The sequence below is a fragment of the Acidicapsa borealis genome (genome assembly GCF_059115245.1).
Genome location: NZ_JCACNY010000001.1, coordinates 655,207 through 667,695, shown reverse-complemented (window position 1 = coordinate 667,695; position 12,489 = coordinate 655,207). Strand labels below are relative to the sequence as shown.

Sequence of the window (12,489 nt, the reverse complement as noted above, 5' to 3'; positions counted from 1 at the left end):
GAAGTTCTCCTGGTGAATCTTTGGCTTCTCGATGTTGGAGAAGCATTCACCAGAGAGTGCGGAAAGAGGTGTCGAAACGCCTCAAATTTCAGGGGATTAGTGGATGACGATTGCGTCTGTCGCATCCGCCTCGATTGGCTTGCCGAGGAATGGTTTGCTGGCCAGCAGCATGATCAACGCCGTGGCGGCGGTGCCGGAGAGCAGCGAGATCACAGCCTTGACGCCGAGCAGGCCAATGGCCATCGAAATGGCCGCGCCGGTGCCGGTCTGGAGGAATCCCAGAAGTGCAGACGCGCGGCCGGCGTCGCGATGAAAAGGCGCGAGGGCGAGGGCTGCGCCATTGGGGTAGGTGAGGCCGATGCAGGAGAGGAAAGCGAAGAACAGCGCCATCATCGAGTACATGCCGAGCGCGTTGGCCAGCGTTCCGGCGAATAGCATCGCGCCTATTGCGGTTTGCGCAACCAGCGCCCATTGAAAGAGTTGCTGGCTGGTGTAGTGGCGGAGCAGGATGACGTTGGCCTGATTGCCGCCGATGAATCCGAGCACAAGCACGGCGAAGACGATACCGAAGGTGCTGGAGCTGATGTGAAAGCCATCCATGAACAGGATGGGCGAGCCGGAGACGAAGCCCAGTAAGCCAGCGAAAGAGAAGGCTCCCGCGAAGGTGTAAGCAAGGAACTGCGGGTTGCGAAAGATGCTCCAGAAGCCGGCGATGATGGGGCCGGGGCGCAGGATCACGGAATGGTCCGGCTGATGGCCTTCGGGGAGCAGGAGCCAGACCAGCATCAGGATGCAGAAGGCCATGGTGGCGAGCACGCCGAAGATCCATCGCCAGCCGAGACCCGCGACGATCGCGCTGCCGATGGTTGGCGCCAGCAGCGGTGATGTGCCGATCATGAGGAAGAGGAGCGAGAAAACTCTTGCGCTCTCTTTTACGGGAAAGAAGTCGCGCACCATGGCGATGGCTCCGACCTGCGCGACGCATCCGCCGAGTGCTTCCAGAAACCTCATCGCGACGAGGCTGCGCAGGTCAGGAGCGAGAGCGCAGCCGATCGAGCAGAGCACGTAGGCGGCGAGGCCCACGTAGAGCGGGCGCTTGCGTCCGAAGCGGTCGAGTAGCGGGCCGTAGAGCATCTGCCCCATGGCGAAGCCGATGAAGTATGTCGAGAGTGAGAACGAGATTTGCGACGTGCTGTGGCCGAACTCCCGCCCGATGGTGGCGAACGCGGGTAGGTACATATCCACCGCAAATGGTGTGACGACGCAGAGAGCGCCGAGCAGGAGAAGGATCAGCCGCGGGCTATGCGGGTGGACGGAGCCTGACTGGGTATTCGGGTGCGCTTTGGGCATCCTTGGGGGCCTTCGCTTGAAATGCCGTGATGTTATGCCGGGAGGCGGAGTGTTTGGTAATTGTGGGCGAGTTCGGCGCAGAGTGCTTCGACGGCGAGTTCATGATCGGCTCGCTGCGGCAGGCCAGAGACGGTGACTGCGGCCACAACGCCGGTCCCCGTGACGCGGATGGGAAAGCAGCCGCCGTGGCCTGCGTAGTCGCTGATGGGCATGGCGTAGCGGTCGAGGAGCGTGGAGTGCTTGGCTTCTGTTTCAAGGCCGACCGCGTAGGAGCTGCGGTGCAGGCGCAGGGTGACGTTGCTCTTGCGGCGCACCCATTCGGCGTTGTCGGGCGAAGTGCCGGCGAGGGCTGCGTAGAAGAGCGGGTGGTTGCCGGGGCGGCGGATGTCGATGACTACGCCAAGGACGCGATCGGTCGCCAGTGTGTGGAGGCGGCTGCCGAGCTTCCACGCTGCTTCTTCATCGAAGACGGCGTACTGGAGCGTCTGCTCCTGCAAGGCAATGCGGGCTAGGTCTTCGGGGATGGACATGATGGGTGCTCGGAGGAAGGCTTCAGGTGCATTCCGGTGGTTTCACTGTAGCATCCTGGCTGAAAGTGGCACGCCGATAAAGAGAAGATCAGACCATTGAGTAAATTTAGTGTCTTTATTGAGTAAAATTACTCATTGTATTGAGTAATTTTACAAAAAGTGCGTATAATGCTTATATATGGGCACTTACAGACGTACAGTACTTGACGGAATTATCCAGAGGATGGCTGAGCCACGGCAGTTTTTGCAGGTTTTAGCAGGAGCCCGGCAGGTGGGAAAGACGACGCTGGCGCGGCAGATGATGGCAGCGTTTGGGGAAACCTCGACCTATGCGACTGCCGATGGGGCGTCATCTGAGGATGGCGTCTGGATCGAGCAGCAGTGGGAGGCGGCGCGTTTTCGTTGCCGCGAGGCGGGACGCTGGCTGCTGGTGCTGGACGAGGTGCAGAAGATTCAGAACTGGTCGGAGACGGTGAAGCTGCTGTGGGATCGAGACACGGTCGATGGGCTCGATCTGCGGGTGGTGCTGCTTGGCTCGTCGCCTCTGCTGGTGCAGCAGGGGTTATCGGAAAGTCTGGCCGGGCGGTTCGAGATTATGCGCATCGGGCACTGGAGCTTTACGGAGATGCACGAAGCATTTGGGCTGACGGTGGACCAGTACATCTATTTTGGAGGCTATCCGGGGGCGGCGAGCTTGATCGGGGATGAAGACCGCTGGCGGCGTTACCTGCTGGACTCGCTGATTGAGACGACCGTGTCGCGGGATATCCTGCTGATGAACCGCGTGGACAAGCCGGCGCTGCTGCGCCAGCTCTTCCGGCTTGGCTGCATCTATTCGAGCCAGATTCTGAGTTATCAGAAGATGCTTGGGCAGTTGCAGGACGCAGGCAATACGACGACGCTGGCGCACTATCTCGACTTGTTCAGCGGGGCGGGGATGCTTTGCGGGCTGCCGAAGTTTTCCGGCGAAGTGGTTCGGCAGCGCGGGTCGAGTCCGAAGTTCCAGGTGCTGAACAATGCCCTGATGACGGCACAGTCAGCGACCTCGTTCCTTGAAGCGCGGCGCGATCCGGAGCGATGGGGGCGTATTGCTGAGTCGGCGATCGGCGCCCATCTGGCCAACGGCGCGCAGATGGGCGATTACGAGCTTTTCTACTGGCGCGAGGTTTCAAAGGAAGTTGACTTCGTGCTGCGGCGGGGCGACAAGGTGCTGGCGTTGGAGGTGAAGGCTGGGAACCGGCGGACTTCCCTACCCGGCATGGCGGCATTTGAGAAGGGGTTTGGGCCGGCAAAGAAGCTGCTGGTTGGGACGGGCGGAATTCCGTTTGAGGAGTTCCTGCGGATCACGCCTGTCGCTCTGCTGGGCTGATTTTTTGCGGTTTCGCGTTGGCCGGATACGATGAGTGCATGGCTTCACTTGAATCGCTGAAAAACTTCCGCATCAGCAGGCGGCACCTGCTGCTGGGTTGCGGGGGAGCTGCTGCACTCGCTCTTTATGCCGGCGAAGTCGAGCGCCACTGGTTTGGGATTACGCAGACAGATGTGCGCTTGAGTGGGCTGCCGGAGGCATTCGAGGGCATGCGCGTGGTGCAGCTGAGCGACATTCACCTGGATGCTTATTCCGAGCCAATCTATATCCGCCATGTCGTGGACAAGATCAATGCGCTGAATCCGGATATGGTCTTGCTCACGGGCGACTTTGTGAGCGAGTGGCCGGGCTCGCCAAAATACGCGATTGGCGCAGCCTGGCAGTGCGCGGAGATTCTGAGCGGACTCAACTGCCGCGAGCATTATGCGATTCTCGGCAACCATGATGTGGCGGTAGGTTCGGACGAAGTGACTGAGGCGTTAATGGCGCATGGAATCACCGTGCTGAATAACGACTATCTCCCGATTGAGCGCGGTGGCGGGCGCATGTGGCTGTGTGGGCTGGATGATCCTTTGAACGGCGCGCCTGATCCAGATGAGGCGATTCCGGTATCGATTCGGAACATTCCGAATGAGCCGGTTGTGCTGATGTGCCATGCACCGGATTATGCGGATACGCTGATGGCGGATGGGGCGGGGCGGGCGGTTTCGCTGATGCTGAGCGGACATACGCATGGCGGGCAGGTGCGGGTGCCGTTTGTCGGGCCGCTTACGCTGCCTGGGTTGGGGAAGAAGTATGTCGAGGGGTGGTTCCGATTCGGGGCGAACTCCGACCGGCCCGGCGGCATGCAGCTGTATGTCAATCGCGGGATCGGAACGGTGGGTGTGCCGTTCCGCTTCGATTGCCCGCCGGAGATTACGGTCTTTACGATACGGCGCGCGTAAGCGGCTATCTCGATCGTTGGGCTCAGTATTCGCGCGAGGTCACGATTCCCGGTTGCGGCACTGGATAGCGGCCGTTGGCATCCGCAACCAGTGGCGCTGCGGAATCCATGGTGAACTTGTCGGTGTTCGGCGACATTTCGAAGTCGCTGTTGAGCAACTGGTCATAGGTCACTTCGCGCCCGGTGTGCGCGGCCATGCGGCCCATGTTGCAGACGAGGCTCGCTTCTACCCCGCGCTGCACCTCGTTGTACGGCTTATCGTCGCGAATGGCGTCCACCAGATCATTCCATTCATTCTGATAGGGGTCCTGCTCGTCGGGCTTGACCTTGGATTCCCAAAGCTGTTTGGCACTTACGTCCTGGCTTGCATACAGGCTTGATGGCTGCCCGCAATCGCCATGTTTCGAGGAGATGCCGGACCCTTTGGTGCCGTGCAGGTAGCTGGAATAGATCTCTTCGCAGCCGGCGATGGTGCGCCCATCGAAGAAGAACTTGGTGCCGTCGGCATACGTATATTCCACCGAGTATGTGTCGAAGTTCTGATCCACATACGTTATCCCTTCAGGACTGGTGCGGTAATGGCGGCCGCCCAGCGCCTGCGCCTTTACGGGCCACTGGTTCTTCATCCAGCCTTGCTGATCGATGATGTGGATGTAGAAGTCGTTGAAGCAGCCGCCGCTGGCCCAGATGAAGCTATGGAAGCGCTGGATCTGGTAGAGGAGGTCGGTAATCCCGGCCGGTTTTGGAAGCGAGCTGAAGTATCCGCCGGGCCCGTGCATCCGGTAGCCGCGTTGCAGAATGATCTCGCCAATCTCGCCATCGTGGACACGCTTGGCCAGTTCCTGCATCGCGCGGTTGTGGCGTGACATGAGGCCTACGCCGACTTTCAGATTCTTGGCCTGGGCTTCCTGCCCCAGCTTGAGCATGCGCTTACTGGTGGGTCCGTCCTGCGTAAGCGGCTTCTCCATGAAGACGTTCAGACCCTTCTGGATCGCATAGGAGAAATGCACCCAGCGAAAGGCCGGCGGCGTGGCAAGAATGACGATGTCGCCCGGCTTCAGGCAGTCCATGGCTTTCTGATACGCGTCGAAGCCGAGGAACTGGCGGTCCCTGGGCACGTCCATCTGGCTGGCAAACTTGGCCTGCAAATTGGTGAGGTCCTTCTGGAGACGATCGGGGAAGATGTCGGCCATGGCCACCAGCTTGATGGGGCCGCGCTTGACGGAAAGAGCGTTGGCCGCCGCGCCGCCGCCGCGCCCACCGCAACCGACCAGGGCGATCTGGATCTCATCGCTGCCGGCAGCGTAGGCGCCGGGAATGGACACGTTGGCCAACACCAAAGCTGCGGCCAGTTTGCCCGTGGTTTTCATGAATTCGCGGCGTGACTCCGAGGCTGGCCCGGACGAGTTCAATGACGATTCCATGGTTGCGTATTCCCCCTGCGAAGATGGCTAACGGTTCGAGGGCCTGCAAAAGCATCGAAGACGCAGTGCGTCGTTCCAGCTCCAGTTCCTCGTCGCCAAGAATAATCTCACGCGCCGGGAAGAGTGGTCGAACTGCTGAGCAGAACTCGCCAAACGGTGCTGCGGCGCAATGTTCCTGAGCCGTTCAGCTTTCATTGCCCGCGGTACATCCCTGTGTCATCTTGCGGCGTACCTGAACACTAGGTCCTTCGAACGTCGATGTCGGTGCTGCTGCAATTGCTTACTTCGGGCAACCTCGTTTACTCTTCCGACATGCGGCGACTCACAGCAGTCCTCATCCTCGGGATGATCGGCTTGTTTACCGGGGTCCCGCTGTTGGCCTTCTCGCGATCCGCTCAAGAGGCAGCGCTTCCTGCATGCTGCCGAAGCCACGGCAAGCACCATTGCATCATGATGGATGCATCCTTGAAGTCAGCTTCGAGCGGGACCTTTCAAGTCGCGGCGATGCCCAGGAACTGCCCGTTCTACCCGAAAGGCATCGCTGCCGCAGGCATCACGCTTCATGCCGCTACGCGGTCATGTGCGGTTTCCTTTTCACGCTCGATCCGTGTCCCTTCGATTCATCCTCAAACCATGGCGTTTTACAGGCTCTCTCTGGATCGAGCCCGGCAAAAGCGTGGCCCACCCGATTACACCTCTCTGGAATTCGTGCTCCAACCCCGCTAACCGATTGCCCTTTCCACCCAAGCTGATCGGGCCTACCCGATCCCATCAGGGAGTTAGCGGGCCGTCGGTAGGTTGCCGTCGGACTTCATAGACACGCAGGACGGTGGCCGGCAAAAGAACGGACCTACGGTCGTTCGACCAGAAGGACACACCTATGCGCCTTGCTATCGGTCTCATACTCACTCTCAGCGTTGTCTCCCCGACATCGAACCAAGCCCTGGAAATCAGCCGGCTCGAAGGAATGCTGATGGCCCCATGCTGCTACACGCAAACCATTCGCGATCATATGAGTGATGTTGCAGCGCAGATGCGCCAAGAGGTCACTGCACTCGTCCTCGATGGACAAACAGAGCAAGCTATCCTCCGCCACTACAAAGCCATCTACGGAGAAGCCATTCTGGCAGTGCCGGATGGCCTCGATGGACAAATCGCCTTCGGCGTACCGCTTGCCGTCTTTCTTGTATCAGGGGCACTGCTCGGCTTCATCCTTGTGAAATTTCATCGGCCCGCTGCCCAGACATCCATGGTTTCCCGGGCAACGTTGCCTAGCACCGAATGGCAAGCCATTCAGGCAAGGATTCGGGCAGAACTCGGAGACTGACACAAGTCACCCTCGACCCTCAAGCTGTACCCCATACGGTACGACACCATAGACGCGTCCGCGACGGAGGTCGAATATGCCGCAATCAACATGGTTTTCCTGGAAGAGCTGCTTCGCCGGTATGCTCTCCGCAGTCATCGTGGTGTTGGCTTACGCGGCTTGGCTCATGCATAACGGCTTTTCGGCACGCGACAAGCCCGGCCACGCGGAGGCCGCCCTGGCTGCTTATGCACTGTATGCTTCCACATCTGCGGCTCAGCGTTCGCTGGTCAACCCAATTGCGCCTTCACACGCTGCTTTACAAGAGGCCGAGGAGCATTTCGCAGACCACTGCGCAGCGTGCCACGCAAACAACGGCAGCGGCCATACCATGTACGGCGACGGAATGAATCCAGCTCCTCCCGACATGCGTCTGTGGGCTACGCAGAGTAAGTCCGACGGAGAGCTCTACTCGATCATTCAGAATGGGATACGCATGAGCGGCATGCCTGCATTTGGCACTCCGCGGACCGATGATCCCTCCACATGGAAGCTGGTTCTCTTCCTGCGCCATCTGCCATCGCTCACCCCTGAAGAGGATCTGGCTATGCGCAAAGCCAATCCGATTTCTCCCAGTGAACTCAAAGAAGAGCAGGATGAAGACGAGTTCCTGCACGGAACCAAACCTTAACCGCAATCGAAAGGAACGCGCGAATGAACCGTATCTCCCGTATCACGATTCTCAGTCTGTTGTCGACCAGCATCACCGCTCTTGCCCATGGCAACATGGACCACATCCTGGGCAAAGTTACCAAGATCGCCGGCCAGATCGTCAGCGTGGAAAAGGATGGCAAGACAACCGATGTCGTCTTAACTCCAACCACCGAATATCTGGTTGACGACAAGCCTGGCAAGGCTAAGGATCTGCGGGTCGGAGATCGAGTTGTCATCCACGCCATGAAAATGGAAGGGAAAGAAACGGCGCACGAAGTGAAGCTCGTACATCCGACGAAGTAGTCGCGCTCATTTGCCCGATTCGTTCTTGCGGAACTTGTTGGCGAGTTCGAATTCGTTGCGGAGTTCGGGGGTGCGGAGGTTTTCGCGGAGGTGGGCGAGGCGCTGCTCGAGGGCGTGGATGGAGGCTGCGATGGCTTCGGTGTTTGTGTAGGCTACGTCGCGCCACATGCTGTAGGGGCTGGAGCCAAGCCTAGTCATTTCGCGGAGGGCGCGGCCGCCTACGTCTCTTAGCTCGGGGGCATCGCCGAGTTCGGTTTCGAGCAGCGCGGTGAGGGCGGTGGAGAGGAACTGTGGCAGGTGGCTCACCCAGGCGACCAGCTCATCGTGGCGGGCTGCGTCGAGTTCCAGCGTGCGACAACCAAACGCGGCGGCCCATTCGCGCCAGCTCTTCGCGAGGACTGCGGCTTCCGCAGAGATGGCCGGGTCGGCGCTTTCATCCGGTGTGAGTTCAGTGGTGAAGATCCAGACGGCGTTCTGGAAAAGCTTGCCGTCGGCGTCGGCGGCGCCGCCGACTTCCTTGCCTGCCATGGGATGGCCGGGAAGAAATCCTGCCTTGCCGGGCTGGTTGAAGAGGCGGTTGCCTGCCGCTGTAATCATGGCCTTGGTGCTGCCTACGTCCGTGACCAGGTGGCACTCCCCGAGGACGCCGCTAAGCTGCTCCATCCAGTCGAGGATGGCGTAAACCGGCGTTGCGAGCAGGACCAGCTGGCTACTCTTCGCTTCGACCAGTGGTTCAGACGCAACAGAGTCAATCGCGCCCATTTGCAGCGCCGTTGCGGACTGCTTCGGGTCCTTATCCCAGCCGGTAATCGTGCCGGAGAAGCCGGCTGCGCGCAGGGCAAGGCCTGTCGATGTTCCGAGCAGGCCTGTTCCCAGAATGAGGACGCTTTCGATCATCTTCTCCGAAGCAAGTCAGGCGGTGGCAGTGGCGGGAACTCCAGTGTAGACGCTGCGATCGACAGCCTGCGCGATCAGCTTAAGCTCGCCGACCAGCTTGGTGAACTGATCCGGGAAGAGCGTCTGCGCGCCGTCCGAAACTGCCTTGTCCGGGTTGGGGTGAACTTCGACGATGATGCCGTCGGCGCCAGCCGCAACCGCAGCCCGCGCCAGCGCAGGCACCATATCGCGACGGCCGGTGCCGTGCGACGGGTCGCCGATGATCGGCAGGTGCGAGAGCTTCTTGATGACCGGGATGGCCGAGATGTCCATCGTGTTGCGGGTGTAGGTCTCGTAGGTGCGAATACCGCGCTCGCAGAGGATCAGGTCGTAGTTGCCGCCGGCGAGGATGTACTCGCTCGAGAGCAGCCACTCTTCAATCGTTGCCGAGATGCCCCGCTTGAGCAAGATGGGCTTGCGGATCTTGCCGAGTTCGCGGAGCAGGTTGAAGTTCTGCATGTTGCGCGCGCCGACCTGGAAGCAATCGACGTAGGGCAGCATGGGCTCGATCTGAGAAATCTCCATGACTTCGCTGATGGCCAGCAGGCCGTACTCGTCGGCTGCTTCGCGCATGAGTTTGAGGCCGGGGATGCCCATGCCCTGGAAGGCGTACGGCGAGCTGCGAGGCTTGTAGGCTCCGCCGCGGAGGAAGGTCGCGCCTGCTTCCTTGACCTGCTTGGCGACGAGGAAGATCTGCTCCTTGCTCTCGATGGAGCAGGGGCCGGCCATGATTGGAATCTCATCGCCGCCGACGCGCACTCCGTGGTTGAACTCGACGATGGTGCCTTCGGGGCGGAAGGCGCGCCCGGCCAGTTTATAGGGCGAACTGATGCGGTGAACGCTCAGCACGCCGGGAAGCAGCTTGTACTCCTCAATGTCGATGGAGGCAGTGGGGCCGACACCGGCGAGGATGGTCTGGGTTGCCCCGGTGGTCTTGTGAACATTGACGTTGGCTTCGATCATCCGTTCGATGATGGCGTCAATCTGCTCTTCGGTTGCGTGTTCCTGCATTGCTACGATCATTGGTGATTCCCCGTCTCGGGCGACTGCACGCCTGCTGCATGGCCCGCGGCAAGTGCCTGGGCGTTCCTCTGGCTGGCCAACTCATTTTTCTGGAGGGAGCGCATGACGTCGATGATGCGCTCGAAGATATGCGTCAGTTCGATATCCGGCAGGGGTCCGCTGTTGACCGCACGAATGTTTTCGTAGATGGTCTTTTCGCGTGCCGGTTCGTAGATGGGCAACGAGGTTGCCACCTTCAGCCTGCCAGCCTCAAGAGCCGTCTCAGCACGTTTGCTGAGCAGGGCTACCAGTTGGCGGTCGAGCTCATCAATCTGTGTCCGCAATTCTTCTAAAGTCATAATTCCTCATCCTGTATCTGGCGGAATTGACTGCGCGCCAGTTGAAAAATGGTAAGCCGAACTACGCGATGACCGGAGTGGTGCGGCGGCCTATCGCCTGCGAGGGTTCGTCAGACGGAAGGTTTCTCCGTCCTAAAGGGCCTGCGCCAAGTGCGGCTGGCGCAGACCCTTGGTAAAGAGGTCCTGAATAAATCGCGCCACTGCCTCTGGAGCCTTCCCCGGAGCCGACTTTTCGATCAGCTCCACAATCGCGCTGCCGATAACCGCCGCATCCGCGAACTCTGCGACCTGCGTCACATGATCCGCATTGGAGATGCCGAACCCAACGGCTACCGGCAGCTTTCGCCAATGCATGGCCTTGCGGATGCGATTGACCAGCGCCTCTGCGTCCGAGGCGACATTCTGCTGCTGGCCGGTGACACCGGTGCGGGAGATGGCGTAGATAAAACCTTTGCTGTGCTCGGCGATGGCGGCGAGGCGCTCGTCCGAACTGGTGGGCGCTGCGAGGAAGACCGGGGCCAGACCCACCCGTTCCATCTCGGCGATGTACTCCGCGCCTTCTTCCACGATCATGTCGGTGAGCAGGACGCCGTCCACGCCGGCTGCGGCTGCTGCGTCGGCGAATTTTGCCATGCCGAAGCGCAGAACCGGATTCAGGTACGTGAAGATCACGAGGCCTGCCTCGGGGCGGGCTTGGCGGATCTCTTTCGCCAGCGCGAGAACATCAACGAGTCGTGTGCCGCGGGCTACGGCGCGTTCGCTGGCTCGCTGGATCACAGGTCCGTCGGCAAGCGGGTCGCTGAAGGGCACTCCCAGCTCGATGACATCCGCACCGGCGTCGATGGCGGCCAGGGCGATGTCACGCGACAGGCTCAGGTCTACCGTATCGCCCGCGTTGGCAGGCGATTGGGATGACAGGCCATTGTCTCCTGCAGTGAGGTAGACGACGAGCCCGGGATGTTGCTGGAATTGGATAGCCATCGGCTTGCTATAGCGGGTCTGCTAGAGACCCTTTGCTCCCTCGATCTTCAGTTCGCGAGCAAGAATTCCCATATCCTTGTCGCCGCGACCGGAGAGGTTGACTACCAGTATGTCATGCTGCGGCATCCCTGGGGCAATCCTTAAGCATTCCGCGACAGCATGGGCGCTTTCGAGCGCGGGGAGAATGCCTTCGGTCCGGGCCAGCCGCACGACAGCTTCGAGCGTGTGGGCGTCGTCGGCTGAGACGTATTCCGCCCGGCCGCAGTCGTGGAGCATGGCGTGTTCCGGGCCGACGGAGGCGTAATCGAGACCGGCGGAGACGGAATGCGTCAGCGATACCTGACCGTCGTCATCCTGCAGGACGTAGGAATACGTTCCTTGCAGAACGCCGGGCAGGCCGCCTTCGAAGCGCGCCGCATGGTCGCCGAGCTTCTTGCCGCGGCCGCCCGCTTCGACGCCGATCAGGCGCACGCTGCGGTCGCCGAGGAACTGATGGAACGCGCCGATGGCATTCGAACCGCCGCCGACGCAGGCAATGATGGCCGTGGGCAGGCGGCCCTCTTTTTCGAGGATCTGCTCGCGCATCTCAATGCCGATGACGCGGTTGAAGTCGCGCACCATGGTTGGATACGGATGCGGCCCGAGCGCCGAGCCGAGAATGTAGTAGGTGTTGCGGACGTTGGTGACCCAGTCGCGGAGAGCTTCGTTGACTGCGTCCTTCAGGGTTTTGGAACCGGAGGTGACGCCGCGGACTTCGGTACCGAGCAGGCGCATGCGCAGGACGTTCAGCTCCTGGCGCTTCATGTCCTCCTCGCCCATGTAGACGATGCACTCCAGGCCGAGCAGCGCACAGACGGTTGCCGTGGCCACGCCATGCTGGCCTGCGCCGGTTTCGGCAATGATGCGCTTCTTGCCCATGCGCTTGGCGAGCAGACCTTGCCCGAGGGCGTTGTTGATCTTGTGCGCGCCGGTGTGAAGGAGGTCTTCGCGCTTGAGATAAATCTTTGCCCCTCCGAGCTGCTCGGTCAGGCGCTTGGCAAAGTAGAGCGGCGTAGGGCGTCCGGCGAAATCGCGGAGCAGCGTTTCGAGCTCAAGGTTAAAGGCTGCGTCTTCTTTGGCTTCGCTGTAGGCGTGTTCAAGCTCGGTGAGAGCCGCCATCAGCGTCTCTGGCACGTAGCGGCCGCCGTAGATACCAAAGCGTCCGGGGCGGGTCTCGGACGGCGCTGCTGGAAGGATTACCGATGCCATTGCCTGTGCTCCTGCACACCGAAT

General features: G+C 60.6%; 13 protein-coding genes. 5 read left to right on the top strand and 8 right to left on the bottom strand.

Annotated elements, in window-relative coordinates; all coding sequences use genetic code 11:
* Positions 1 to 96: 96 nt before the first annotated feature.
* Both AC5S27_RS02750 and AC5S27_RS02745 read right to left on the bottom strand, forming a co-directional pair.
* Complete coding sequence (locus AC5S27_RS02750) at positions 97 to 1,350, bottom strand: multidrug effflux MFS transporter (RefSeq protein ID WP_493933053.1); 1,254 nt, start codon at positions 1,348 to 1,350, stop codon at positions 97 to 99.
* 32 nt (positions 1,351 to 1,382) lie between these two features.
* Positions 1,383 to 1,880, bottom strand: coding sequence for a heme-degrading domain-containing protein (locus tag AC5S27_RS02745; RefSeq protein ID WP_493933052.1), 498 nt, complete (start codon positions 1,878 to 1,880; stop codon positions 1,383 to 1,385).
* A 178-nt stretch (positions 1,881 to 2,058) separates the two neighbouring features.
* Between AC5S27_RS02745 and AC5S27_RS02740 the strand changes: the two genes are divergently transcribed.
* Together AC5S27_RS02740 and AC5S27_RS02735 are read left to right on the top strand one after the other, a co-directional pair.
* A complete protein-coding gene (locus AC5S27_RS02740; protein WP_493933051.1) occupies positions 2,059 to 3,249 on the top strand; it encodes an ATP-binding protein in 1,191 nt (396 codons plus the stop codon).
* A gap of 38 nt (positions 3,250 to 3,287) precedes the next feature.
* Entirely contained in the window at positions 3,288 to 4,193 is a 906-nt protein-coding gene (locus tag AC5S27_RS02735; RefSeq protein WP_493933050.1) for a metallophosphoesterase, read from the top strand.
* A 22-nt stretch (positions 4,194 to 4,215) separates the two neighbouring features.
* Here the strand turns inward: AC5S27_RS02735 and AC5S27_RS02730 are convergent, their stop codons facing one another.
* Entirely contained in the window at positions 4,216 to 5,562 is a 1,347-nt protein-coding gene (locus tag AC5S27_RS02730) for a Gfo/Idh/MocA family protein (protein ID WP_493933049.1), read from the bottom strand.
* Between the two features lie 934 nt (positions 5,563 to 6,496).
* Between AC5S27_RS02730 and AC5S27_RS02725 the strand changes: the two genes are divergently transcribed.
* From AC5S27_RS02725 to AC5S27_RS02715, 3 genes are all read left to right on the top strand, one after another.
* Positions 6,497 to 6,943, top strand: a complete 447-nt coding sequence (locus AC5S27_RS02725; RefSeq protein ID WP_493933048.1) for a cytochrome c-type biogenesis protein — start codon at positions 6,497 to 6,499, stop codon at positions 6,941 to 6,943.
* A gap of 76 nt (positions 6,944 to 7,019) precedes the next feature.
* Complete coding sequence (locus AC5S27_RS02720; RefSeq protein ID WP_493933047.1) at positions 7,020 to 7,613, top strand: c-type cytochrome; 594 nt, start codon at positions 7,020 to 7,022, stop codon at positions 7,611 to 7,613.
* Between the two features lie 23 nt (positions 7,614 to 7,636).
* Positions 7,637 to 7,939, top strand: coding sequence for a hypothetical protein (locus AC5S27_RS02715; protein ID WP_493933046.1), 303 nt, complete (start codon positions 7,637 to 7,639; stop codon positions 7,937 to 7,939).
* 6 nt (positions 7,940 to 7,945) lie between these two features.
* On the opposite strand, the gene AC5S27_RS02710 is transcribed toward AC5S27_RS02715, so the two are convergent.
* From AC5S27_RS02710 to trpB, 5 genes are all read right to left on the bottom strand, one after another.
* On the bottom strand, positions 7,946 to 8,836 hold the full coding sequence (locus AC5S27_RS02710) for a prephenate dehydrogenase (protein ID WP_493933045.1): 891 nt from the start codon (positions 8,834 to 8,836) through the stop codon (positions 7,946 to 7,948).
* Positions 8,837 to 8,851: 15 nt separating this feature from the next.
* A complete protein-coding gene (gene aroF, locus AC5S27_RS02705; RefSeq protein WP_493933044.1) occupies positions 8,852 to 9,898 on the bottom strand; it encodes a 3-deoxy-7-phosphoheptulonate synthase in 1,047 nt (348 codons plus the stop codon).
* Complete coding sequence (locus tag AC5S27_RS02700; RefSeq protein ID WP_493933043.1) at positions 9,895 to 10,236, bottom strand: chorismate mutase; 342 nt, start codon at positions 10,234 to 10,236, stop codon at positions 9,895 to 9,897. The genes aroF and AC5S27_RS02700 overlap by 4 nt, the downstream gene beginning before the upstream one ends.
* Positions 10,237 to 10,368: 132 nt before the next feature.
* On the bottom strand, positions 10,369 to 11,217 hold the full coding sequence (gene trpA / locus AC5S27_RS02695) for a tryptophan synthase subunit alpha (protein ID WP_493933042.1): 849 nt from the start codon (positions 11,215 to 11,217) through the stop codon (positions 10,369 to 10,371).
* Positions 11,218 to 11,238: 21 nt separating this feature from the next.
* Positions 11,239 to 12,465 carry a tryptophan synthase subunit beta gene (gene trpB / locus AC5S27_RS02690; protein WP_493933041.1) on the bottom strand — a complete coding sequence of 409 codons (1,227 nt, stop codon included), beginning with the start codon at positions 12,463 to 12,465 and terminating at the stop codon, positions 11,239 to 11,241.
* Positions 12,466 to 12,489: the final 24 nt, after the last annotated feature.